This window comes from Rhizobium sp. BR 250 (genome assembly GCF_047445855.1).
Classification (GTDB): Bacteria; Pseudomonadota; Alphaproteobacteria; order Rhizobiales; family Rhizobiaceae; genus Agrobacterium; species Agrobacterium tumefaciens_I.
Window position 1 is genome coordinate 214129 of record NZ_JARWKW010000010.1, and the last position, 23354, is coordinate 237482.

A 23354-nucleotide genomic window follows, 5' to 3' on the forward strand; every position below is an offset into this window, starting at 1 on the left:
GCTTATCCAATGAAAGCGATACGCAGGACGATGCGATAGAGGGAGCTGTCTTGCGGGTTCTGCTTGTTGAAGACGATCATGTGCTGGGAGAAGCGCTGCGAGACCATGTCGCCGCGGCGGGGCACGCTGTGGACTGGTTCAAGACGCTGGGCGACGCCATGGCGGCAACGCTGACCATGGCCTATGGCCTGATCCTGCTCGATATGCGCCTGCCGGACGGCGAAGGCATCACCCTTCTGCAAACCCTGCGCAAGCGCGACGACGCGACGCCGGTGATCATTCTGACCGCCCATGACCAGGTCTCCGACCGGATTGCCGGGCTGAACGCAGGCGCTGACGACTATCTGGTCAAGCCCTTCGATCTCAACGAGCTTTCGGCGCGCATGCTGGCAGTTTCGCGGCGTTACGAGGGGCGTTCTGCCCCTGTCATCCGCCTGCCCGGCATCGAGATCAACCAGGTGGCGCGCAATATCACCGTCGACGGAACCGCCCAGACGCTGAGCGCCCGCGAATGGGCCGTGCTGGAAAAGCTGGTCGAGCACCCCGGCGCGGTGGTTTCCAAAGCGCAATTGCACGACACGCTCTACGAATTCGGCGCGGAAATAGAGAGCAACACGGTCGAGGTCTATATCAGCCGGCTGCGCAAGAAAATCGGCCATGACCGCGTCGAAACCGTGCGCGGCGTCGGCTATACCATAAGATAGCAACCAGGCAGGCAGAGATGGCCAGACCGACCAGCATGACCCGCAAGCTCGTGACGGCGCTGACCAGCGTTGTCGCCATATCCTGGCTTCTCGCCTGCGGGCTCGGCGTCATGGTGATGCAGGACGAATTTGCCGAAATTTTCGATGCCGGCGTCGAAGAAACCGCCGAAAGGCTGCTGCCGCTGCTGGTGGACGACCTGAGGGAAAACAACACGGCGCCCGCCGCGCAGAAACTCAACCAGACGGCGGCAAGGGCAGAATATCTGACCTATCAGGTGCGCGACCGGGAGGGGCAGGTCGTCCTGCATTCGCATGACAGTTCGACGGAGCCTTTCGAGGTCTCTCTGGACCCCGGTTTTTCCGAAACCGCGACACAGCGCATCTTTACGATTGCGACACCGGACGGCAATTATTTCCTGCAGGTGGCCGATGCCTTCGCCAACCGGCGCGAGGCGATCGAGGAAGCCGGCAGTGCGCTGCTTCTTCCCGTTCTCATCCTCATCCCGGCCAGCATCTTCGCCGTGATCGTCGTGGTGCGGAAAACCCTGCAACCGATACAGACCCTGCGCGACGAGATCGGCAAAAAGGACGGCGGCAATCTTGCGCCGCTTGCAACCCAGCCCTTTCCGGCTGAACTCCACCCCATCGCGCGTTCGGTCAACCTTCTGCTCGGACGGCTGCGATCGGCCATCGAGGCGGAGCGGGAATTCACCGCCAACAGTGCCCATGAATTGCGCACGCCGATTGCCGGCGCGCTGGCGCAGGCGCAGCGGCTGCGTGCCGATATTCCCCCGGAACTGGCGCCGCGCGTCGAAAATATCGAAAAGTCATTGCAGCATCTTGGTCATCTTGCCGAAAAGCTGCTGCAGATGTCGCGGGCGGAAGCACGGATCGGGGTCACCGATACTGCAAGTGATCTCACCCCCGTGCTCGAACTCATCATCGACGACATGAGCAGAACGGCAATCGGCACCTCCCGCATCCGCTTCACCAATCGCTGCGAAAGCGGCCTGTCCTGCAAGATCGGTGCGGATGCCTTCGGCATCATCATCCGCAATCTTCTCGAAAACGCCCTGATTCACAGCCCGGCGGAAAGCCCGGTGCAGATTTTCGCCGAAGCGGACGGCACGATCCGCATCGTCAATTCCGGGCCGGTGATCGACGGTGCGCTCTTGCCCAAGCTAACGACACGTTTCGCCAGAGGCTCGACCACGGCGGACGGCACCGGGCTTGGCCTTGCCATCGTCAAAAGCCTGGTGGAACAGGCCGGTGCGAAGCTGGTGCTTTCCTCTCCGGCGCCCGGCCGTCAGGACGGCTTCGAAGCCCGCGTGATTCTGCCGGTCGAAACGGCCTGAAAACGCAAAGCCCGCCCCAACGGGCTTTCCCGGCGGGCTTTGCTCATTGCGTTATGGGCTCAATCCTCGTGGATATGGCTGTGATCGCGCGTATCGCGCATCTTCACATAAACCACCAGCGACAGCGCGATCATGATCGTCACATACCAGAAGAACCAGTTTTCATGGCCGATCTGCTTGAATTTCAGGGCCACGAATTCCGCCGTTCCGCCGAATATCGTGTTCGCCAGCGCATAGGGCAGCGCCACACCAAGCGCGCGGATATGGGCGGGGAACATTTCCGCCTTCACCACTGCATTGATGGAAGTGTAGCCGGTGACGATCAGCAGGCCAACCAGCACGAGGGCGAAAGCCATGATCGGATCGGTCGTCGTCGAAAGCGTGGTGAAGATCACATAGGTGAACAGCGTGCCGAGAATGCCGAAACCGACCATCAACGGCTTGCGACCAATCTTGTCCGACAGCGCGCCGGCAAGTGGCTGGCACAACATGAAGACGAAGAGCGCCGCCGTGGTGATTTCCGTGGCACTTTCCTTGCTGAAACCCGACGTGTTGACGAGGAATTTCTGCAGATAGGTCGTATAGGCGTAAAAGGCGAGCGTGCCGCCGGACGTCAGCGCCATGACCATCAGCGCCTCCCGCGGATAGTGCTTGAACAGCGCCCATCCGCTGGATTTTGGCTTGTGCGCCTCACCGGCCTTGGCGTTTTCGAAGGATTGCGTTTCGGCAAGGCCGCGGCGGATGTAAAACACCGCAATCGCCAGAATGCCGCCGATGAAGAAGGGAATGCGCCAGCCCCAGGAGCCGAGCTGTTCCGGCGTCAAAGCCCGTTGCAGGATGAGAAGCACCGCCAGCGCCAGCAGCTGGCCGGAAATCAGCGTCACATATTGGAAGCTGGAGAAGAAGCCGCGGCGGCTCTTGCCGGCCATTTCGCTGAGGTAAGTGGCGCTGGCGCCATATTCGCCGCCGACGCTGATTCCCTGCAGAAGCCGGGCGAAAACCAGGATGGCAGGTGCTGCAATGCCGATCGTCTCATGGCCGGGCGTAATCGCGATCAAAAGCGAACCAAGACACATCAGCGTGACGGAGAGTGTGAGGCCGGCCTTGCGGCCCTTGCGGTCGGCATAGGTGCCCATGAACCAGGCCCCGATGGGCCGCATCAGAAATCCGACGGCAAAGACGGCGGCCGCGCTCAGCAGTTCGGCGGTCTGGTTTCCGGAGGGAAAGAAGACAGGCGCGAAATAAAGGGTGAAGGCCGAATAGACATACCAGTCGTACCATTCGACGAGGTTGCCCGCCGAGCCGCCGATAATCGATTTCAAACGGGTTTTCTGATCCGGCGCGGTGGCGGGACCATTTGCCATAATATTCACGGGTAGACTCCAATTCATCTTCGTCTGGAGATGGAAGGGCGAACGGAAGGTGTGATAATTTGTCGCTCTTGGTGGGGGTATATACCCGCCATGCTGCAATGCGCAAGCTTATGCCGCAATGCAGCATGGCGGCTGGCATCGTAATGGCAGCCAAATTACCTTTGCGCGCCAGCCATCGTCCGTCGCCCTTTGTGCATGATTTTTGGGTAGAACCGGCGAAAGCAAAGGCGGCCGGCCGCAATCCGCCTTGTAAGAAACCAGCGCTCAAACTAAAAAATATCAATGATTTACGATATATCGGACGTCCAGATCGAAAAGCTCCTCATTGCCGCCGCCCGCGCGGGGGAAGCTCTGGCGCGGCTGGACGAGCGGATAAGCCGGTCGCCGATGAAACATGGGTTCATCGAAAGGCAGGATTTCACCGATGCCATTTCCTCCATGTGGGTCGATGGCGAACTCGTCCATATGGAGGATCTGGTGCTGCACGACGCCCATATGGACGTGCGGGCGCCAAGCCATGAAATGACGGCGGCACACCGGATTCTCAGGTCTCGACGGCTGATCTTTTCCAATGCGGCCGGCTGGGCCTTCACGGTGCCTGGCCTTTCCAGGCTGCGGGGAAAGACCACACTTGCCGTCGAGGAGGCGACACCTCCCGAAAAAAACGTGGACCATTCTGGCGACGAAGACGCCGATGCGGACGGCGAAACCGCGCTGGATGGGGCTTTTTCCGAGCTGGACGCGCTTTTGGCGCGCAGTTCCGCAACCCTTAATGCCATTACCACCGGCAACGCGCTTCCTACGATGCACAGGGAGGAAAGCCATGCGATCATCAACGAGCCCGACTGGGACGAGGACGAACGGCTGAAAGAATGGTGGGACGTGCATGCCCGCACGGAGGAACTGCCGCCGATCCTGCGCACCGCCATTCTGCTCGACGCCTGGAACATGATCGAGGTGTTGCAGCGCAGCCCCTGGCTCGGCCGGTTGCTGGCCTCCGCCTTTCTGCGCGACGGCGCCGTCACGCCCGATCATCTGCCGGCACTCAGCGCCGGTCTTCGCGCGGTCCCTCGGGAACGCCGGCACGCCAGAAACCAGATGCAGCGCCTCTCAGCCCTTCTGGACAGCTTTTACGAAGCCGCACAGGCCAGCATGAGGGAACATGACAGGCTGACCCACGCGCGCGACCGCATGATGCGCAAGCTGGCCGGCCGCCGTTCCTCTTCCCGCCTGCCCGAGCTGGTGGAACTGGTCGTCTCCCGGCCGGTGGTCTCGGCGGCAATGATCGTCAAGGAACTCGGCACCACACCGCAGGGGGCGATCGGGCTCGCCAACCAGCTGGAATTGCGGGAAGTTACGGGTCGCGGCCGCTTTCGCGCCTGGGGTATGCTGTAGCGCCAGCCGCCCTGCCGGAACCTGCGAAAACCCGGAAAGAATGGCGCGGCAATGTGGCGATCACGAAACTTAACAAAATTTAACTATTGCGTAGGTCGACGAAGCGGCTATGTTCTCGCTGCGTTGCAACACTGATTTTCTTCTCCGGCAACGCGGTCGCATTCGGCTCCGGCAACCTTTCCTTGCCGCCCGCATTTAAGTGTCCACCATCAGGGAGATGCACAATGACAATTTCAATCTCACAACCCGATTCCGATCACGAAACCGATGCTCCTTTTGCCAAAAAGGTTCTGACGGCGCGCAATCTCGCCGGCTATACAATCGAACAGCTTGCCGTGACCTGCGGCCTGACTACCAGCGAAATACGCGCTCTGGAAGACGGCACGGACAGCGATCCGCTGCGCATCAGGCGCGTTGCCGCAGCACTCCATATTCCTGTCGAAACCGTTATCTGATCCTTCCCAGCGATCACCAAAACCCAGCGCCGCCGGAAACGATGTTCACGCGAACATCCGGGCGGCGCGCGTAGCTTGATGCCGCCAGGCTCTTCCGGAACATTTTCCGTATCGCTCCCTTAACATTTTCGTTATCCGGCACCACATGGGATTGGCGAGCGACCATGTTCGGCCAGATTTGGCCGTTCGACATGTGCCCCGCCCGTGCGAGAGCAGCAACAACCTCCGGAATCCTGCCATGACACTTAGTCTTAACACCGAAGAACGGGTTTCTTCAGCATTGGATGAATTGTGGCCAGCGGAAAAATCGGAAATTCTCGACTGGCTCATTACCGGCACCAAGGATGAGCGCTTTATCGACGAAATATTCGTCGAGCTTTGCAGCAGGCTGCGGGCAAGCGGGATTTCCGTGGCGCGGGGCGTTCTCGCTTTCCGCATTCGCCATCCGCAATGGCTTGGCGCGCGCATTCTGTGGAAAGCCGGCATGTCCGCCGCCGAAATCGCTACCTATGGCTACGGGTCTGAAAATACGCCCGAATATCTGAACAGCCCCATCAACGAGATTCATCAGGGCGCCACCGAAGTCCGCCACCGGCTGAACGTCGATGAAATCGACGAGTCCCGCTATTCGATCTACGAAGATCTGCGGGCGGAGGGGCTGACGGAATATTGCGCCTGGCCGATCGAACACACCTTCGGCAAGCGCCATGTCGCAACATTCTCCAGTGACCGGCCCGGCGGTTTTTCCGACAGCGAAATCCTCGCCCTGAAAAATCTGCTTCCGGCGCTGGCGCTTGTCAGCGAAATACGCCTGAAAAACCGCATGACGCGCACCCTGCTGGAGACCTATGTGGGGCCGCATGCGGGCGAGAAAATCCTCAACGGCGCCACGACACGCGGCAGCGGCATAACGGTGGGCGCGGCGATCCTGATCTGCGACCTGCGCAATTTCACCCATATTTCCGACCTCTGGCCGCGCGACGATGTGATCGAGCTTCTGAACGGTTATTTCGATGCCATGTGTGACCCCATCGAGGAATTTGGCGGGGAAATCCTGAAATTCATGGGCGACGGGCTGTTGGCGATTTTCCCGCTCAGCGATCCCAATGCCTGCGAAAACCTGCTGAAAGCCATCGCCAGCGCACAAAAAAGTCTCGTCGCCCTTAATGAAATCAATTGCCGTAAGGGTCATGATCCCCTGGGTTACGGCATTGGCGTGCATGTCGGCGATGTCATGTATGGCAATATCGGCTCGAAAACCCGCCTCGATTTCACCGTCATCGGCCCCGCCGTCAACATTGCCTCCCGGCTTGAAACGCTGACCAAGGAGACCGGGCGCAACGTGCTTTTCTCCGAAGAATTCGTTCGTATGGCCGGTTATCAGGAAAAGTTGGAAAATCTGGGCCAATGGCTGCTGCGCGGCCTTGAAACCCCGGTCGAGGTTTATGCGTTTCCGCCGGATATGGCCGTGATATCCCACTGAACCGGTCGTCGGCACCATTCTCCCCAGTTCCCGCCGCTGCCCTTACGGTGGCGGTGGGGGGCTGCGATTTCGATCTCTGGCGACTTCATTTCCGCCGTTCCCTCCCCCGTCAAAACGCTTGACACATCTGCGATGTCGATCTAGCAAAATGGAACATATATTCCATATCGAAACATTGCTTGCATTCATATTCTGTCCCTCCGGGAGTGAGGGACGGGTGTGAGAAACCGGAGGAAAGATGGTTACGAAATTGGCACTGCTCGGCGCTGGACGGATCGGCAAGGTCCACGCCAAGGCGATCACCACCGACAGCCGTGCGAAGCTGGTGGCCGTTGTCGACGCCATGGCCGGAGCTGCGGAAGCCATCGCCCGCGAAGCACAGTGCAAGGTGAGCACGATCGACGAGGTTCTGGCCGACAAGACGATCGATGCCGTCATCATCTGCACGCCAACCAACACCCATGCCGACCTGATCGAGCGTTTCGCCCGCGCTGGCAAGGCGATTTTCTGCGAAAAGCCGGTCGATCTCGATGTCGCCCGTGCGGAAGCCTGCGCCAAGGTGGTTGAAGAAACCGGCGCGAAGGTGATGCTCGGTTTCAACCGCCGTTTCGATCCGCATTTCCAGGCCGTTCACAAGGCCATCGAAGATGACCGCATCGGCAAGGTGGAAATGGTGACCATCACCAGCCGCGACCCCGGCCCGCCGCCGGCCGAATATATCAAGGTCTCCGGCGGTATTTTCCGCGACATGACCATTCATGATTTCGACATGGCCCGCTTCCTGCTCGGCGAGGAAGTGGAAAGCGTGTTCGCCACCGGTTCGGTTCTCGTCAATCCGGAGATCGGCAAGCTCGGTGATTTCGACAGCGCCAGCATCATCCTGACGACGAAGAGCGGCAGGCAGGCCATCATCTCGAATTCGCGCCGCGCGACCTATGGTTACGACCAGCGCATCGAGGTGCATGGTTCAAAGGGTTCGGCAGCGGCCGAAAACCAGCGTCCGGTTTCCATCGAGATCGCCAATGCGGAAGGTTATACCCGCCCGCCGCTGCATGATTTCTTCATGACGCGTTACACGGCAGCCTATGCCGCTGAAATCACCGCCTTCATCGACAGCATCGAAAACAATGTCGCGCCTTCGCCCTCCATCAAGGACGGGCTGATCGCACTGAAACTCGCCGATGCCGCGCTGAAATCCGCGACATCGAAGACGTCAGTGACGATCGGCTGAGGTCACCCTCGGATTTGTCCCGCGGGGATTTCGCGGGACAAAATATCCGTCATTCCGGCCTTGAGCCGGAATCCAGCCGACGCGGCTCTCGCGCGGCGGGAAGAGTCCTTTTCAGCCCAAAGACTTGGGCTGACTGGATACCGGCTCAAGGCCGGCATGACGGAAAAGTAAACATCGCGCCCATCTTGCCCGCGCGGCATCAGCCACCTATTCGCTAATCTGCCCTTCTAAAAGGCAGCTTCCGGACTTGCATGGCAGCTATTCGGAAAATATGGTTGTCTGACAAGGTGCAGCATAGCATATGGCTGCTATCTGCCCCATTCCTGCCCGACCCTCTTTTGCCGGCAATTGCCGGATAGCGGTTTTCTAATGCCATCAGCCAAGACCGGTTTTCTTTATGCGCTTGTCGCCTTCACGATCTTTGCGGCGCAGGATGGCATATCGAAACATCTGGGCACTGCCTATCCGCCCGTCTTCGTCGCCATGCTGCGATACTGGGCCTTCGCCGTCTTCGTTCTTCTGATGGCTGCAAGGTCGGCCGGCGGCATCCGGGGCGCCGTCATGGCGAACCGTCCCTGGCTACAGATCAGCCGCGGCGTGCTGCTTGCCGTGCAGATCGTTTTTTCGATCTTCTCCTTCGCCGTGGTCGGGCTGGCGCATAGCCATTCCATCCTCGCTTCCGCACCGCTGATCGTTGCGGCACTGTCCATGCCTTTGTTGGGAGAACATGTAGGCTGGCGACGCTGGTGCGCCATTTTCGTCGGCTTCATCGGCGTTCTCGTCATCCTCAAGCCGGATGGCGAAGGTTTTGACAACAAGCTGATCATCACCTTCGTGGCCGCCTTCATGCTTGCGCTCTACAGCGTCCTGACCCGGCTGGGCAGCAAGAGCGATTCAGCCATGACCAGCTTCTTCTACACCGGCGTCGCCGGCGCGGCGGCACTGACGCTGGTCGGCCCGTTTTATTGGGTCAACCTCGCTCCCCAGGACTGGGGATGGATGCTGGCGCTGTGTATTACCGGCATGAGCGGCCATTATTGCCTGATAAAGGCGTTTGAACTGGCCGACGCCGCCTCCGTGCAGCCCTTTTCCTATTACCAGCTGGTGCTCGTCACCATTATCGGCGTCACCATCTATGGCGAGGTCGTAACCTCCAACATGGTAATCGGTGCGGCCATCGTCATCGCCGCCGGCCTCTTCACCATCTGGCGGGAGCATGTGGTTGCCCGAAGGAACCGCCGGGAAGCGGATTAGGCCTGCTGGCGATCGCCGGTTTGGACGAGAGCCGCCTCACAGCGTAACAACATGCCGAAGAGATCGCGCGGTTCATCCGGATCGGCCAAGAGATCCAGCTCGGTATAAAGCCCGGTGGCAGCCAGTTTCGAGCGCACATAACGCAGCGCCGAAAAATCCTCCGTCGCAAAACCGACGCTGTCGAACAGCGTGATCTGCCTGTCGCCCACCCGCCCCTCTTTTTCACCGGCAATGACCTGCCAGAGCTCGGTGACCGGATAATCCGCCGGCAATTGCTGGATTTCGCCCTCTATGCGCGTCTGCGGCGGATACTCCACGAAAATATCCGACCGCAGCAGAATGTCCCGGTGCAGCTCCGTCTTGCCGGGGCAATCGCCGCCGACGGCGTTGATATGAATGCCGGGACCAACCATGTTGTCGGTCAGGATCGTCGCATATTGCTTGTCGGCGGTGACGGTGGTGATGATATCCGCCCCTTCGACCGCCTCTTCGGCAGAGCCGCAGATTTTGATGGCGAAACCCTGCCCGGCAAGATTGCGGGCGCATTTTTCACTGGCGGAACGGTCGATATCGAAAAGCCGCAGCGTATCGATGCCGAGAATGGCCTTGAAGGCGCGGGCCTGGAATTCACTCTGCGCGCCATTGCCGATGATGGCCATGGAGCGGGAATTCTGGCGGGCAAGATATTTCGCCGCGACGGCGGAGGTGGCGGCGGTGCGCAGCGCCGTCAGGATCGTCATTTCGGTCAAAAGCAGCGGGTAACCATTGCCGACATCGGAAAGCACGCCGAAGGCCGTCACGGTCTGGCGGCCTTCCTTCATGTTCTTCGGATGGCCGTTGACATATTTGAAGCCGTAAAGCGTGCCGTCACTGGTCGGCATCAACTCGATGACCCCCTCCTTTGAATGCGAGGCGATGCGCGGGGTCTTGTCGAAGCTTTGCCAGCGGCGGAAATCCTCCTCAACCACATCGGCGAGCTCGCGCAGGAACGTATCGATCCCCACCTTAAGCACGAGCTTCATCATGTGGTCGACACTGACGAAGGGCACGATATTGAGGTTTGGTATCACGGTCATCACTTGTCCCCCTTCTCAGCCGGCCCGCGTCGGGCGGTCCATCACCCGCTTGCCCATCAGGCTGGTGGCAAGATCGACCATCAGGGTCGCCGTCCTGCCACGCTCGTCAAGAAACGGATTGAGCTCCACTAAGTCGAGACTGCAGACCAGCCCGCTATCATGCAGCATTTCCATGACCAGATGTGCCTCGCGGAATGTCGCGCCGCCCGGAACCGTGGTGCCGACGGCGGGCGCGATGGACGGCTCGAGGAAATCCACATCGAGGCTGACATGCAAAAGCCCGTTTGCGGCCTGAACCCGCGCCAGGAATTCGCGCAGCAGAACGGCAACCCCATGCTCGTCTATCGAGCGCATGTCGTGAACGGTGATGCCGCTCTCTTCCAAGGCGGCCCTCTCGGCCGGATCGACGCTGCGAATGCCGATCATGCCGATATTTTCTTCCGGAACGACATGGGAAAGCGGTGGGAAATAGCTGTCAAACCCGGAACGCCCGCTGAAATAGGCGACCGGCGTACCGTGCAGATTACCGCTGCGCGTCGTTTCCAGCGTGTGATAATCGGTATGCGCATCCAGCCAGAGCACGAAAAACGGCCGTCCCGTTTCCGCCACCCGGCGCGCCATGCCGGCGACGGTTCCAGCCGAAATCGCGTGATCACCACCGAGGAAGATCGGCACGGCATCCGCACTTTCGCGATAGGCGGCCTCCGTCAGCGCCTCGGTCCAGGCCACGGTTTCGGCGAGATGATGCACGGCAGGATTGGGATGGCGGAATTCCTGAAGCGGCGTCGGCGTCACATTGCCGGTATCGACCACCCGGTGCCCCAGTTCTTCCAGAGCATGGGCAAGCCCTGCGACGCGATAGGCGCTCGGCCCCATTTCGCACCCCAGTTGCCCTGCCCCGATCTGCAACGGCGCACCAATCAGCCTGATATCCATTCCCGTCCTCGCTTTACCAACCGTTAGTTCCACTACACCATAGAGACATGGCAGAATGAACATCAAATATTGGCAATATTATCGAAATGAGTTATCGTTTTGGCAAAATCTTTTTATCGAAATGGCATAGATGGACAGTCTCGACGAACGCCTCATCACCCTTTTGCGGCATAATGGCCGGCGCAGCATTTCCGATCTGGCGGTGGAAACGGAAACCTCGCGTGCGACGGTTCGCTCACGTATCGAAAGAATGGAAAATGACGGCACCATCATCGGCTATACCGTCATTCTGCGCGCCGACGCGGTGGAAGCGGCGATCCGCGGCATCATGATGATCGAGATTGAAGGCCATGTGACGGACCGCGTCATCCGCACCCTTGGCGGTTTTCCGGAAATTTCCGAAATCCACAGCACCAACGGCCGCTGGGACCTGATCGTGGAGCTCAACGCCGCCACGCTCAGCGATTTCGACGCCGTGCTGCGCCGCATCCGCCTGGTACCCGGCATCACCGGCAGCGAAACCAGCCTGTTGCTCTCCACCCCACGCTCCACCCGCGCAAGGCTCTGACCCGGGGACGAAACGTAAAAGCGGGATAAAACGCATTTTTCGATTTTTTCGACTTGCGCCCCGGAATAAATCATCTATATGACGACCCACCAAAGCAAACGCGCCAAGCGCTTCAAGCTTTTGGGGAATAGTTCAATGGTAGAACAGCGGACTCTGACTCCGTCGATCTTGGTTCGAATCCAGGTTCCCCAGCCATCTGTTTTTGCTTCGCTTTTTCCTCATTGAAATCAGAACATCTACGGCCAGTTGGACGTTCAGTTGGGAATCTTTGTTCTCTTTTCGAGCTTCCGAATCGCACTCTCTGCCAATGCGGGATCGCGTTTCAGGTAGTGTGCATCAAGAATCGACCGTACGTCTCGCAACGAGTGGCCGGTGATCGTCGCTATCTCTGCTTCGGTGCATTCTGCCAAGGCGAGACGCGTCACCGCAGTGCCGCGCAGATCGTTGAATGTGACGCCGACGACGCCAGAGGTAGCGCAAGCCTTTCGCCATGAAGAGCGGAAGCCGTCAGCAGTCCAGACATCGCCATCACTGTTGAGAAGGACGTGACCCACCTTCTGACGCAACGGGTCGAGCATCGCCTTCAAGGGTGAGCCTACAGGAATCACCACGCGAGCGCCTGTCTTACCCTGTTGGAGCCGGATGCACTTACCGTCATATTGCGGCCACGTCAGCTTCAGGAGATCGCCTTGCCGCTGACCTGTCCAGAGTGCCAGAATTAGCGGCAGATGGAGATGTGTAGGTGCGTTAGCGATAAAAGCGGCTTCGTCCGCATCCGTCCATATATGTTCGGCCCGTGAACCGCGATAAAGGCGTCCACCCTTCTCGCATGGGTTCGATACGATCAAGCCGCGCCCATTCGCCCATGACAGAATGCGGGCGAGAACGGTCCATCCGTAATCGGCCTGCCGGCGAGACTTCTTTGCGCGCTCATCGCGCCATTCCATGAAATGCGCCCGCGCCCGCCGATCTGAGAGGCCGGACAAGGGAAACGTGCCGAATTTTTTCTCAATGACCTTGATAAGCTTCACATAGTCAGATTGGGTGCGCTCCGCGAGGTCATCCCAATCTGAACTATCCTGAAAGCCATTCAGCAGGGATTGCAGCGTTCCGGCCTTCGGCTCAACCTTCTTGGCAATTGCCGCATTGTACGCCGCCATGAATTCGTGATCGCCGGGATTACCCGGCAGACGTGGGCCACCCTTCCACGCATAGAAGTACGTGATCGACGTTCCGTCAGCCAGGCTCTTTTTGACCTTGTTAAGACCCTTAAGCTTTACGCGCATGCTCCCGCTCCCATCTGTCCAACTCGGTTTCAGGGCTGGAGTTTTCCGACGCCGAAATGATCACAATCCGGCCGTTCTCGATCTCGATACGGCTGACATCGAGGCCGCCAGCCTTCGCGGCGAGAATGGCGCGGGTCACATCGACCTTGCGCCATGTCGCTTGCAGTTTCGCCATCATCGACGCTCCCGCTTCTTTTTCTTGATGAAATTTCGAAGGTCCACGCGCGTCATTTTGATGGCGCTGAATTTCCCCTGCGGTTGGTAGCTGGGTATTACGCCGAGCGCATGATAACGCCGAACCGTCTTCGTTGAACAACCGAGTTCAACGGCAATCTCTTTCACACCAAGGTGCGTATCTTTCTCATTTCTCATAAATCGCTCCTTCCAAGTGACAAGCGGAAAAGCGGCAAATCTGCCGCCTCTCAGAGCGTTCAGTTTGACTGGCTTTCTGAAACAATCAGACTGGGAAGGAATAAATCGCTATAGCTGAAAGCGAGCGAGGCCAAATGATCGTTCCCCGCAAAAAGCGACACCTTACGCTGAACATCCGCATCGGTGCGGCACTGGAAAGAAAGCAGAGCTTCCGCTGCAACATCCTCAGATTTGGATTCCGGCCCATCGCCCTCATCCCCCAAGCTAAGCCGTTCGCGCCACTTTTCGTGAGCAGCACGCCATGTGGAGATAACGCTTTCCAGCTCTTCACTAGCCACACCTACAGTTTTGCTTGTCGGCGGATGCTCCAACTGCACCGTCAATGTCGACATCTTGTCCGCCGCCATATCCAACGCTTCAGCGCGTTTCAGGCAGTCACCCAGCACGAAGGCAATGGAGCGCTTTTCTTCAGGCCGAATAAGGTTGAAATTCTGCGCAACAGGACCGTCGATGATCCCTTCTGCGGTTGTGCCGGGAAAAAGGACAAGGTCCGCTTTTTCGTGCAGTATTTCCAGCATGCAGGTGAGATTGTGAGACAAATGGCAGATATCATTTGCGATCGTGTAGATCGAGACCTCGCTTGCAACACTTGCGTCAGCAGCGTTCTGTAGTGTAGTTTTCATGCCATAACCTTTCGTGGGGTTAAAAGAAAAGCTGGCGCACGAGTTTCCTAGGCTCGCGGTGCGCCGGCTTTTTTTGTGTCAGCACCTTGGGTTGCTGCTTTTTCCAGATGATAAACAATCTCTGAGTTGAGCGACCTACGATTCTTCTCTGCCAGCTCTTTGAGCGCGGGCCGAAGTCCTTCAGGTAGCCGCAAATTGAATTGATATGCCCGGCTGGGGGTGAGTTTCAGATCACCTTCGTCACGTCCGAATCGCATTAATCATACCTCCGAAAATAATACCACCGTGGTATGGGTATTACGGTGATCCTATTGACGTCAAGCGAGTAATAGCACAGTGATCCCATAAAGAGGTGCATAATGTCGAAAACAACAGGCAGAGGCTCGGATCAATTCAATCTCAGGCTACCTGACGGCATGAGATACCAGTTGAAAGAAGAGGCTTCGCAGGCAGGCCGATCACTAAACGCTGAAATCGTATATCGTTTATCGATGTCACTTGGGCGCACAGACTATGAGGGCATTGGGGTAGGCGAACAACTCGAGATGCAGCTAACCCTCGCCGCTGAAGCGCATGGACGATCTTTCGATGAAGAAGTGATCCGTCGCCTACAACAAAGCTTCCTAAATGAGCACGCGCTTGCCAGCCGATTCGAGGACGAAGCACGGGAAGCAAAAAAGAAGTATTCAGAAATTCTAAGGTTGTTTATCCAATTGACACCCGAAGAACGCCGCCTTCTCGAAGAGCGGGCAGAAATCATGGAAGACGCTAGCAGAGCGGGATGGAAATCCAAGGATATCGGAAAGTTTGTGAATCTAAACTCCATTGGAAACCGAGGCCGAATCATATTGACCCAACCCAAAAGCGATTACAGCCCATTATTTTCAGAACAAGGCGATACCACCCCGCCGCGGGAAGCATGAAAAACATCAGCGCCACCGACGCCAGAAGGCTAAATTTCATTTCCCACTACGAAGAATCGGAGGGGGAACTTCCGGTTTCCGAAGCAGGTTCCGCCTCCTGGGAAAAATGCGAGGAGGCGCTGACTATTTGTGCTGAAACTTTCGCTATGAAAGTACTTCGATCACCCGCAATTTTGAATGACCCTCAGCTATTTTCAGCCGCAGAGCAAGCATACGAAGCGATCTGTAGACTCGATGGTCTCATGATGGATAAGCTGCTTGGAGATGAGGCATAAATGACCACCTACGAACGTGAGAATATGCAACGTCGCCCATCCCACCCCGGCGCACTTTTGGCAGATATTCTACCAGAAACAGGCAAGACAATTGCGGAGATATCTCTGCTCACCAGCATACCCCCTAGCGAACTGGAAAGCATACTGAAGGAAGAGGCGGCAATCACTCCCCAGATTGCCGAAAAACTCGGCGCTTTTTTTGGCGATGGGGCGGCTGTCTGGATAAACATGCAGGCCGCTCATGACAACTGGGCAGACCCGAGTGCAACCGCTCAGGCCGAAATTGACCACCTCGGCTATCCTATAATTCACGCACCATACCGCGAAACGATCAGCTACCGGTGCCCTTGCTGCAGGTGCCTCACCCTTCATGAGCGAGCAGGTTACGAAATCTGCCCAGTCTGCTTTTGGGAAGACGATGGACAAGATGACCCATATGCTGACCAGGTGCGAGGTGGGCCGAATGCCGATCTATCCCTCACGCAGGCCCGGCAGAATTACGCCACTTACGGTGCGATGGAGGAGCGTTTCCAGAAATCCGTCCGCAAACCGACTGTCGAAGAGGCCGCGCCTTCACGCTCTGAGAAAGACTAAGGTGGGGAATTTCCCCACCCTCGACGTGACGGACAAGTTGTCCGGCACGCAACTGGGGAATTTCCCCACTTCGCTAAAGTAGCTTCGCCAWTSTGGCAAAGCTTCACGCCGCCCGTTTAAACCAGCTGTCGAATATCTCGACCGTGAGATAGATGACATTGGACGGCTGTTTCTGGCCGCTACGCTTACGAGCATATGCGGCGCGTTTGCCCATCACAGATGAGCATCGGGCAGAACAGTATTTGGTTCCAAGCCGAGCTGGCTTGAACGTATCATTGCAACAAAGACAACGTTTTTCCGCCAGAACAGAAACCGCCTTCAAGTCTTCGGGCCGCCTGAAGAATGCGGACCGATGCGCCGTACAGCAGAACTTAGAAATCGGTGAAGATGACTGAAACCCCTCACCGCAATGATGACATTTTTGATCGTAAGTTTTCGCTGGACGCCTTTTTTTATGGACCGCTCCTTTTAACCCGCACTTCAAAGAGCAATATCGGGCGTTCCTGTCCTCGTTCTGAAACGGTTGTCCGCAAAAGCCGCAGGGCTTCGGAGGCAGGAGTTCTCTCTGAATCACCCGATAGGCCGAGCGCCATACCGCGTCCCGTTCAGCGCCATTACACAGGTAACGATTGTCGAGCATCTTTCGTGCACATCCGGCAGAGCAGAAACGCAGCCCCACCCGCGACATATCACCCGCTAGATCGCCTCCACACCAGTTGCAACGGTCGAAGCTGGCGGAGTAGTGCGGTTGTCCTTCCAGCCAGGACGGCCGCGCGAACCCATGACGCTTGATCGCCTCGGCTATAAGGTTAGCAGCTTCATTGTCAGCCGCTGCCCAAGAGTAACCTTCAAGACATATTTCCGAGCGAATACCTGCGCGCAGCGCGCCCTCGCGCTCAAACGGGGAATCGCGCCAGTCCTGCAGTTCATCCATAAGACCGCTGACGACGCCTTTTCGGGCCTCCCCTTTGAATACTTGCGGCAGGGTAACTTTATTGGTCGATTGCCCGTATCGATATGCCTTCCATCCGCTCCAATAACCGTCTTTGCGCTTTATCCATGCCATGACATTCACCCGAACATTGCATCAAGAAGGCCCGCCGAAAGCGGCACCTTGGAAACCGGCGGCAGCATCTTAACGCCGTCCGGCTTCTTGCTAGACTGTTGCGCATGGTGCGAGAGAAACGCGCCGTCCATCGCCGTGATGATGGCCACATGACGTTCTGATATCGGCCATCCGGACACCCGCGCATAGGCGTCAATCTCGGCAAAGCTGATGGGGTTCGGACCTGCCATATGGAACGTGCGCGTCCGGTTGAGGTCTATGAACCATTTCCACAAGAGATTTCCACCCGCAGGAAGGCATATATTGCGGTGTCCGCTTGTCGAAAGCTGCCGCGACAGCTCGTCACACAGTAGCTTTGTGAGGCGATCCATTAGCGTTTCTCCACGGCTTTAAACGTTGCACCCGTGGTGATGCCAGCCTTTGCAGTGCCGGGATTATGGGAATTCGGATAGACGATCATTTTGCAGGCAGGGTTTACGAGGATAGCTGCCCCCCCGACCACAACACCGGACTTGATGCGTGGAAAAACACTGAACTGGGTAGTTACACCATCAGCGTTCGCCACGGCGTCGGCCGAAGCTTCTACGAACATGTTGAGGCCATCACCGTGGGGCATCTGGATTTTGTCGCCCACCGACAACGCATAGCCCGCCGGAAGGTCGGTAAGGCTCAGCGAACGACGATCGCTTGCAATGGAGCCGATTTTCACCGCCGCACTATTGATGGCCTGCCCGCCCACATCCTTGCGGGGATAACGGCGCACAGGATTGTAGAGCAGGAAAGGTTCACGGGAACCGTCAAGGGCGCGAATCAGGGCGGCAGCGGCCTCCGCGTCGTCTGAATACATCGGCGCAAGTGTCACATCAGCTATCCAGAGTGGCGGGGCAAGTTCCGCCTGCCAGATACGGCCATCACCTGTTCCGCTCAATTCGTCATTGCGCTGGACAGACCAGATTACGGTTTCGATCAGCTGTCGGTCAGCAAGGTATGAAAGTGGTTTCGTCATAATTATTACCTTCTTCGCGGGTTTCGGTTGATCTGCTGCACGCGGTCAGGCATTTGCTTGTCGTAAGCCTGAATGCCCTGCCGGGTAGCATCTGCGGAAGTTCGCTCAACGAAAGCCTGAAGATTTCCGTTCTGATCGACGGACACTCTCACGTCGCTAACAACATGAACTGACTGACTGCTACTGTTGTTCTCACCACCACCCAAAGCCGAGACGCCGAGCCGGCCGGAAGCGTCCCGCGTCAGCGGCATGATGGCCTCCGCCCCAGCTTCGCCCATCAACCCAGCACCATCCGCAAATGCAAACATGGTAGGCTTGCTCACGATCTGGTTTGAAAAGCCGTTCAGCCCTTGAAGGAACGCGCCCCCCTTTGCGAATGGCCGGGGTGAAGGAACCGGCCCGATTGCCGGCAGCTTTGCGAAACCTCCTGTTCCGCCAAACAGGCCACCCAGCAGGCTGGAGAGGAAGCCGCCGCCAGAGCCGCCGGCCGCACTGTTCACCTTGAAGATGCTGTCCAGCACGTCATTAATCAGCGCATCCCCGATCCGCTTGAGCGAGTTTACACCAACATCACCCAGCGCCTGCCAGAACGTTTTGCCTTGTTCAACGGCGCTGAAAAGATCATCCAAGCCGGCGCGGGTTAGGTCTCGGTAGAACAGCATCTGTTCATCGGCCCGCCGGCGTGCTTCCTCTTCCTGAAACAGCGCCTCGTTAAGCGCGATGATCTTCTGACGCTCCGCATCCGTTGCGGCCGCGCCGGCCTGTCTGGAGGCGGCGGAAGCACGCTTGGCCGCCTCGCTGGCCCAAACAAGGCTAATTTCCGTTTCGAGATCCTTGATAAGCTCGGCAACCTTTTGGCGTTCCGTCGCGGTCGCTTTTGCCGAACGCTCGGATTCCGACGCTGATTTCTTTGCCGCCGCATCCCGCTCGCTGCGCGCAACGCTTTCCTGCGCCAGCGCCACAGCCTGTTCCCGCGTCAAGCTCGCACCCTTGCTCGCCGCATCGGCAAGTATCTTTTCCGTCTCGGTTGCGATCTGACGTTCGCGGTTCGTCTTTGCCAGTTCATCACGATATGTGCGCATATATTCTGCGCTGGTATCTATTTTTGGGGAAGGCTCGTTAGCGTCCGGACGCGTCAGGCGCGTGTTGCGGATACCTGTAATCTCACGATCTTCCGCGCTCAGTTTATCGAGTTCGATACGATAACCGGCGATAGCCTTGACGCGCTTCTCATCTTGGAGCGCCCCATTATTCTGGACTTCCAGAATTTTGTTTTCCAGCTCCAGCCGGCGTTGCCCGATTTCGATTTGCCGTGTCTTAAGTGTAGCATCCTGCTGGTTCTTGAATTCCTCGAATGAATCTATGAAGCCGTACCAGGCCGAAACCGCATCCACGATTGCGGCTTTCAGTTTCGTACCCACGGTTTGCGTGATGAGATTGAATTTCTTGTCAACCTCTTCCGCGCGCTGGACCATTTCACGATCCATGACCAAACCAAGCTCACGGCCTGCCGCAATGGTCTCTTTAAGCCCTTCCGCGCCCTGATCGACCAATTCAACAAACCGTTCGCCGGCCGAGCCGCCGAACAGCTCATCACCGATGCGGATTTGCGCTGCGCGCTCGAATTGCATCATCCGGCCAATGATCTCGACAAACAAATCGGCCGGCTTTTTGATCTTCTGCGCAAGCTCTTCTGAGCTGTAACCGAGGCGCTGGAACGCTTCAGCACCGCCGCCGGTCCCTGTCGCTATGAACTCATCGGCCCGAAGGTTCATTTCCTTCAGGCCATCGGTCATGGCGTCGATACCGATCTTGTTTTGCTCGGCAACGAATTTTAGTTCCTGAAAGGCCTCAACATCCACGCCAGCCATTCGAGACTGCCGGCTTAATTCGGCCGTGCTTTCGATGGCTGCTTTCGTCGCCGCGATGAAACCGGTCACACCAACGGTTGCCGCACCGATTGCGAAGCTGGATGTGAACGCCTTCCCATAGTCTCCAATCCTTGTGCTGACGGTTGCAAGCGCCTGATTAATTCGCGTCGTCGAGCGGATGGCATCCTGCTCCATCTGCCGGGTCGCACCCTTGGAATGCATCGACATTTCGCGGAAACGCCGTTCCGTGGTGCCGGAAGCCTTCGCCATGTTACGTTCAAGGTCTTTAATGCGGGCTTCCAGCAGCACCACCAAGCGTTCTTCATCGTCCATTATGCGTAGCTCCACTCTTCCATATCGCCGTCGAAATGATCGTAACTGGATTTGTTGCTGTCGCCGGCCGCACAGCGAGCAACCGCCATCGCGGACGCTACAGCGCCGTCGATGCGGTCTTTGCTCTTTCCTTTGTGGAAATGGCGGTTGCCGGCCGTGTCCGTGTGAACAGAGACGTTGTCGAAGTTCCATCGCAAGATAGGATGCCCGCCATGACGGAAGCGCCCACCGAGAATGGCGCGCTCCAACTCCTTGACGGCTGGGGCCATCGTTACCCAGCCCTGCCGCATTTCCACGGCCGGCAAACCGTCCTCAATCAAATTATTGAGTGTGTTGCGCGCAAGGTGCGGGTCAAAGGCAATTTCGCGCACATCGAACCGGGCGCAAAGCTCGCGAATATGATCTTCGATATAGCGATAATCGACCACGTTGCCGGGCGTCGGGATTATGTATTCCTCTTCAGCCCACATGACATAAGGCACTTTGTCCCGATCCGTGCGGGCGCGCAGATTATCGGCCGGGCAGAAGAACCAAGGATGGATGATGTACCCGGTTTCGCTATCACCCCAGCAAGCAACAACTGCCGTCAGATCGTTCGTGGACGAAAGGTCCACGCCGAGCCAGCAAGGCTCATTCTCCAGCTCATCCAGCTCGACAGGAAATTTCCCGCCCTGATCATACACCAGCATGTCAACGAACGGGTCAAGCGAGTGATCCAGCCACATGTTGAGATTGAGCTGCTTAAATGCCTCTCGTTCCGCCGGGATTTGCGCTGCCTCGCGTGCGAGCTGGCGAAGGCCATCAATGTCAGGATATCCGCATGCAAGGCCGGGATTGGCCGCATACCAGACTTGCTCATCCTGCCAATCTGCATCGCGGGAGGTTTCGAACAGGATAGGCAGCACCGTGGGGTCATCGATCTCGCCACGCTGAACCTTGCGGGCATAGTCGTAAAATTCCCATGCTACATTCTCATGCCCGCGCCCGGCAGTGCTGATAACCATAAGAAGGGAGCCGGCAACCTTGACCAGACCCGAACGGATGGCTTCCCAAAGGTCGCGTTTCGGCCACGCATGCAGTTCATCGACCAGCGCAAACACTGGCGTATGGCCGTGGGCGGTTCTGGCGTCTGCGCTGATCGCTTCAAAAAACGCGCCGGTTTTAGGATTGCGGATGCGGTTTTTAGAATCGACCAGGTGAAGCTTCGAGGTCCACCCGCCAGCCTCTATAATGTTATAGGACTCCTGAAACGCAATACGCGCCTGCGAACGATCCGATGCGGCCACCATGCATTCGCCGCCCGGCAGGTTCTCAGGCCCGATAGTGTGTAGCAGCGCCAGCGCCGCGCCCAGCGAGGTCTTGCGGTTACCACGCGGCAGCATCATGGCAACGGTGCGCACGATGCGACGGCCGTCGGGGTGGCGAGGGCCGTAGATGCGGCGCACGATACGTTCCTGCCACATGTCGAGCTGGAAGGCATAGCCGGGCAACGTGGATTTTGGGTGTTTGAGTTTCCGAAGAAACTGCACCGCCCGTTCCCCATAACCGAACGGGTCATCAATCGGGCTATCATCAAAAATCCAAGAGAGGCTTGCCATTGAACAGGTCCGGTTCTTCTTCTTGAGGGCTGCTGCTTTTCATTTTCGACCGAGAGGACGATGCCGGCGTAAGACCGAGTTCGGCGGAAAGCCGCAGGATTTCGGATTGCGACTTGCCGAGGAAACCAATGGCCGGGTTCTTTTTCAGAACACCTTTCCCGTCCGCGATAAGAACGCCGTGTTTATCAACCTCGGCCTGCGCTATGCGGGCGTTGAACATCGCCATGACATACGCGTTGACGCTGCCCATCATCGCTTCCGTCAGGATGCGCCGTTGCGTCAGATCGTCCACGATGGTTTGCCACTCGGCGTGCATCTCGGCCGGTATATGATCCGGGACGGTTTCCGGCGCTGCCTCGGCCGCGCCGCCCTCGATAACCCGCAGTTCCGCTTTCCTTCCGCGCGTGCTCATTCCTTCACCGCCGTTATCTCGAAACCGCGCTTGCGGCGAATTTCGTTGATTTTCGTGATGCGATAATTCGCGCCGTCGAAGACGATGCGATGGGTAGTCAGGAGGCCGGTAATGTGGCGGATGCGGAAAATCGTCTGCGCAACGTCCACCGCGCCATAGGCCCGGAAAAACTGTTCGGTTCCCGACTGGATGACTTCCGCACGAGCCTTTGCAAATTCATGCCATGTCGGCACGCGGTTGCCGCTGGGCTGAGTGACATAGGTGGCGTAGTGGACAGCAATTTTCGCATCGAGCTTTCCCGATCTCATTCCAGCACCTTCACAAGCGTTTCGATGGTGACAATGCCGTGCGTCGTTATGCCGTCAGGGTCGCGTAGATTGCGCTGGGATGCGACGAAGCAATCCGCGCACTGGAAAGCCGCTCCTAAATCGAGATGACCACGCCGCAACGCCGTGCGAATGCCCCAGCCGACTTGCCGCAAGGTCGAAAGGCTTTCTTCGCGCTTCCAGATATGGACGGTGGAATAAACCCGCAGGCGGTCGCGCTTGATGCTATTGCCCTCGTCAACGATCTGGACTTCCCCCAGGACGATAGACGGATCGAGCGGTGGCAGGCTGGAGCGGTCAACGATGTTATCGGCCGGCACAAGCTGGACGATATCCGCCGTGGTGATGAACCGGGCGCGCAAGGCGATCTGGATAGCAAGCTCGACACTCATTTGCCCCAGCCTTCCCGCACAGCCTTGGCGGCTGCGCGCTTGATACGGCCGGCAATCTTCTTTCGCATCAGCCGGAAGGCAGGCCAGAAGAACGGCTGCGCCGTCGCGTGGGCGGTTCCATGCTCGACCAGATGAGCATAGCGAACATCCTTGTTTCCGGCGGTCACAGCTACCGCCAGTTCCGGCACAACGACGCGGCCGCCGGGAGCTGAATATGGCGGAGTACTCGCGCCGCCGGGCGTGATGGTAATGCTCTCCTGCAACTTGCCGGTATCGCGCGGCGACATGATGCGGGCGGTCACGGCAAGGTCATTGCCGGACTTGATAAGCTCCGGTTGCAACGATGCCCGAACGGTTTTCGGGATCATCGCAAGGCGCTGTTTCACA

Annotated in this window: 28 protein-coding genes and 1 tRNA gene; 12 read left to right on the forward strand and 17 right to left on the reverse strand. The window is 57.8% G+C overall.

What is annotated here, in order from left to right; all coding sequences use genetic code 11:
* Window positions 1–50 precede the first annotated feature (50 nt).
* Window positions 51–704, forward strand: coding sequence for a response regulator transcription factor (locus tag QD336_RS17345; RefSeq protein WP_269344845.1), 654 nt, complete (start codon window positions 51–53; stop codon window positions 702–704).
* A 17-nt stretch (window positions 705–721) separates the two neighbouring features.
* On the forward strand, window positions 722–2059 hold the full coding sequence (locus QD336_RS17350) for a sensor histidine kinase (RefSeq protein WP_269344843.1): 1338 nt from the start codon (window positions 722–724) through the stop codon (window positions 2057–2059).
* Between the two features lie 59 nt (window positions 2060–2118).
* Here QD336_RS17350 and QD336_RS17355 read toward each other — a convergent pair whose 3' ends face one another.
* Window positions 2119–3423, reverse strand: a complete 1305-nt coding sequence (locus QD336_RS17355; RefSeq protein WP_269345141.1) for an MFS transporter — start codon at window positions 3421–3423, stop codon at window positions 2119–2121.
* Window positions 3424–3714: 291 nt separating this feature from the next.
* Between QD336_RS17355 and QD336_RS17360 the strand changes: the two genes are divergently transcribed.
* The 5 genes from QD336_RS17360 (at window position 3715) to QD336_RS17380 (ending at window position 9250) form a co-directional block, all read left to right on the forward strand.
* Window positions 3715–4827 carry an RHE_PE00001 family protein gene (locus tag QD336_RS17360; RefSeq protein ID WP_269344841.1) on the forward strand — a complete coding sequence of 371 codons (1113 nt, stop codon included), beginning with the start codon at window positions 3715–3717 and terminating at the stop codon, window positions 4825–4827.
* A gap of 224 nt (window positions 4828–5051) precedes the next feature.
* Window positions 5052–5282: a helix-turn-helix domain-containing protein gene (locus tag QD336_RS17365; protein ID WP_269344839.1), complete on the forward strand. Its 231-nt coding sequence runs from the start codon at window positions 5052–5054 to the stop codon at window positions 5280–5282.
* Between the two features lie 238 nt (window positions 5283–5520).
* Window positions 5521–6765: an adenylate/guanylate cyclase domain-containing protein gene (locus tag QD336_RS17370; RefSeq protein WP_499171475.1), complete on the forward strand. Its 1245-nt coding sequence runs from the start codon at window positions 5521–5523 to the stop codon at window positions 6763–6765.
* 238 nt (window positions 6766–7003) lie between these two features.
* Window positions 7004–7996, forward strand: coding sequence for an inositol 2-dehydrogenase (iolG, locus tag QD336_RS17375; RefSeq protein WP_269344834.1), 993 nt, complete (start codon window positions 7004–7006; stop codon window positions 7994–7996).
* 369 nt (window positions 7997–8365) lie between these two features.
* Window positions 8366–9250 (forward strand): DMT family transporter, encoded by an 885-nt coding sequence (locus tag QD336_RS17380; RefSeq protein WP_269344833.1) that lies wholly within the window; start codon window positions 8366–8368, stop codon window positions 9248–9250.
* Here QD336_RS17380 and ocd read toward each other — a convergent pair.
* Entirely contained in the window at window positions 9247–10326 is a 1080-nt protein-coding gene (ocd, locus tag QD336_RS17385) for an ornithine cyclodeaminase (protein ID WP_269344831.1), read from the reverse strand. The two genes, QD336_RS17380 and ocd, sit on opposite strands and share 4 nt — an antisense overlap.
* 15 nt (window positions 10327–10341) lie before the next feature.
* Entirely contained in the window at window positions 10342–11262 is a 921-nt protein-coding gene (rocF, locus tag QD336_RS17390; RefSeq protein ID WP_269344830.1) for an arginase, read from the reverse strand.
* 130 nt (window positions 11263–11392) lie between these two features.
* Here rocF and QD336_RS17395 point away from each other — a divergent pair, with 130 nt between their 5' ends.
* Both QD336_RS17395 and QD336_RS17400 read left to right on the forward strand, forming a co-directional pair.
* Window positions 11393–11830: an Lrp/AsnC family transcriptional regulator gene (locus tag QD336_RS17395; protein ID WP_269344829.1), complete on the forward strand. Its 438-nt coding sequence runs from the start codon at window positions 11393–11395 to the stop codon at window positions 11828–11830.
* Window positions 11831–11951: 121 nt separating this feature from the next.
* Window positions 11952–12025, forward strand: a tRNA-Gln gene (locus tag QD336_RS17400).
* A 59-nt stretch (window positions 12026–12084) separates the two neighbouring features.
* On the opposite strand, the gene QD336_RS17405 is transcribed toward QD336_RS17400, so the two are convergent.
* The 5 genes from QD336_RS17405 to QD336_RS17425 are packed head-to-tail and all read right to left on the reverse strand — an operon-like array spanning window position 12085 to window position 14428.
* Window positions 12085–13116 carry a tyrosine-type recombinase/integrase gene (locus QD336_RS17405; RefSeq protein ID WP_499171476.1) on the reverse strand — a complete coding sequence of 344 codons (1032 nt, stop codon included), beginning with the start codon at window positions 13114–13116 and terminating at the stop codon, window positions 12085–12087.
* Window positions 13100–13294, reverse strand: coding sequence for a hypothetical protein (locus tag QD336_RS17410; RefSeq protein ID WP_499171477.1), 195 nt, complete (start codon window positions 13292–13294; stop codon window positions 13100–13102). The genes QD336_RS17405 and QD336_RS17410 overlap by 17 nt, the downstream gene beginning before the upstream one ends.
* Window positions 13291–13488 carry a helix-turn-helix domain-containing protein gene (locus QD336_RS17415; protein ID WP_499171479.1) on the reverse strand — a complete coding sequence of 66 codons (198 nt, stop codon included), beginning with the start codon at window positions 13486–13488 and terminating at the stop codon, window positions 13291–13293. The genes QD336_RS17410 and QD336_RS17415 overlap by 4 nt, the downstream gene beginning before the upstream one ends.
* A gap of 59 nt (window positions 13489–13547) precedes the next feature.
* Entirely contained in the window at window positions 13548–14171 is a 624-nt protein-coding gene (locus QD336_RS17420; protein WP_499171481.1) for a hypothetical protein, read from the reverse strand.
* Window positions 14172–14218: 47 nt separating this feature from the next.
* Window positions 14219–14428: an Arc family DNA-binding protein gene (locus tag QD336_RS17425; protein WP_499171482.1), complete on the reverse strand. Its 210-nt coding sequence runs from the start codon at window positions 14426–14428 to the stop codon at window positions 14219–14221.
* Window positions 14429–14530: 102 nt separating this feature from the next.
* Here QD336_RS17425 and QD336_RS17430 point away from each other — a divergent pair, with 102 nt between their 5' ends.
* The 3 genes from QD336_RS17430 to QD336_RS17440 are packed head-to-tail and all read left to right on the forward strand — an operon-like array spanning window position 14531 to window position 15963.
* Entirely contained in the window at window positions 14531–15094 is a 564-nt protein-coding gene (locus tag QD336_RS17430) for an Arc family DNA-binding protein (RefSeq protein WP_499171483.1), read from the forward strand.
* Window positions 15091–15369, forward strand: coding sequence for a hypothetical protein (locus QD336_RS17435; protein ID WP_499171484.1), 279 nt, complete (start codon window positions 15091–15093; stop codon window positions 15367–15369). Before QD336_RS17430 ends, QD336_RS17435 begins: the two co-directional genes overlap by 4 nt.
* Complete coding sequence (locus tag QD336_RS17440; protein ID WP_499171485.1) at window positions 15370–15963, forward strand: HigA family addiction module antitoxin; 594 nt, start codon at window positions 15370–15372, stop codon at window positions 15961–15963.
* A gap of 103 nt (window positions 15964–16066) precedes the next feature.
* On the opposite strand, the gene QD336_RS17445 is transcribed toward QD336_RS17440, so the two are convergent.
* Genes QD336_RS17445 through QD336_RS17485 form a run of 9 tightly spaced genes read right to left on the reverse strand, consistent with a single transcriptional unit; the run spans window position 16067 to window position 23353 of the window.
* Window positions 16067–17029 carry a hypothetical protein gene (locus tag QD336_RS17445; RefSeq protein ID WP_499171487.1) on the reverse strand — a complete coding sequence of 321 codons (963 nt, stop codon included), beginning with the start codon at window positions 17027–17029 and terminating at the stop codon, window positions 16067–16069.
* A 5-nt stretch (window positions 17030–17034) separates the two neighbouring features.
* Window positions 17035–17400: a phage tail assembly chaperone gene (locus QD336_RS17450; RefSeq protein ID WP_499171488.1), complete on the reverse strand. Its 366-nt coding sequence runs from the start codon at window positions 17398–17400 to the stop codon at window positions 17035–17037.
* Window positions 17400–18035: a hypothetical protein gene (locus QD336_RS17455; protein WP_499171489.1), complete on the reverse strand. Its 636-nt coding sequence runs from the start codon at window positions 18033–18035 to the stop codon at window positions 17400–17402. The genes QD336_RS17450 and QD336_RS17455 overlap by 1 nt, the downstream gene beginning before the upstream one ends.
* A 5-nt stretch (window positions 18036–18040) precedes the next feature.
* On the reverse strand, window positions 18041–20239 hold the full coding sequence (locus QD336_RS17460) for a phage tail tape measure protein (protein ID WP_499171490.1): 2199 nt from the start codon (window positions 20237–20239) through the stop codon (window positions 18041–18043).
* Window positions 20239–21837, reverse strand: coding sequence for a terminase large subunit (locus tag QD336_RS17465; protein ID WP_499171491.1), 1599 nt, complete (start codon window positions 21835–21837; stop codon window positions 20239–20241). The genes QD336_RS17460 and QD336_RS17465 overlap by 1 nt, the downstream gene beginning before the upstream one ends.
* A complete protein-coding gene (locus QD336_RS17470; RefSeq protein ID WP_499171493.1) occupies window positions 21812–22249 on the reverse strand; it encodes a phage terminase small subunit P27 family in 438 nt (145 codons plus the stop codon). The genes QD336_RS17465 and QD336_RS17470 overlap by 26 nt, the downstream gene beginning before the upstream one ends.
* Window positions 22246–22557 carry a phage head closure protein gene (locus tag QD336_RS17475; RefSeq protein WP_499171495.1) on the reverse strand — a complete coding sequence of 104 codons (312 nt, stop codon included), beginning with the start codon at window positions 22555–22557 and terminating at the stop codon, window positions 22246–22248. The genes QD336_RS17470 and QD336_RS17475 overlap by 4 nt, the downstream gene beginning before the upstream one ends.
* On the reverse strand, window positions 22554–22967 hold the full coding sequence (locus QD336_RS17480) for a DUF3168 domain-containing protein (RefSeq protein ID WP_499171497.1): 414 nt from the start codon (window positions 22965–22967) through the stop codon (window positions 22554–22556). Before QD336_RS17480 ends, QD336_RS17475 begins: the two co-directional genes overlap by 4 nt.
* On the reverse strand, window positions 22964–23353 hold the full coding sequence (locus tag QD336_RS17485) for an HK97-gp10 family putative phage morphogenesis protein (RefSeq protein ID WP_499171499.1): 390 nt from the start codon (window positions 23351–23353) through the stop codon (window positions 22964–22966). The genes QD336_RS17480 and QD336_RS17485 overlap by 4 nt, the downstream gene beginning before the upstream one ends.
* Window position 23354: the final 1 nt, after the last annotated feature.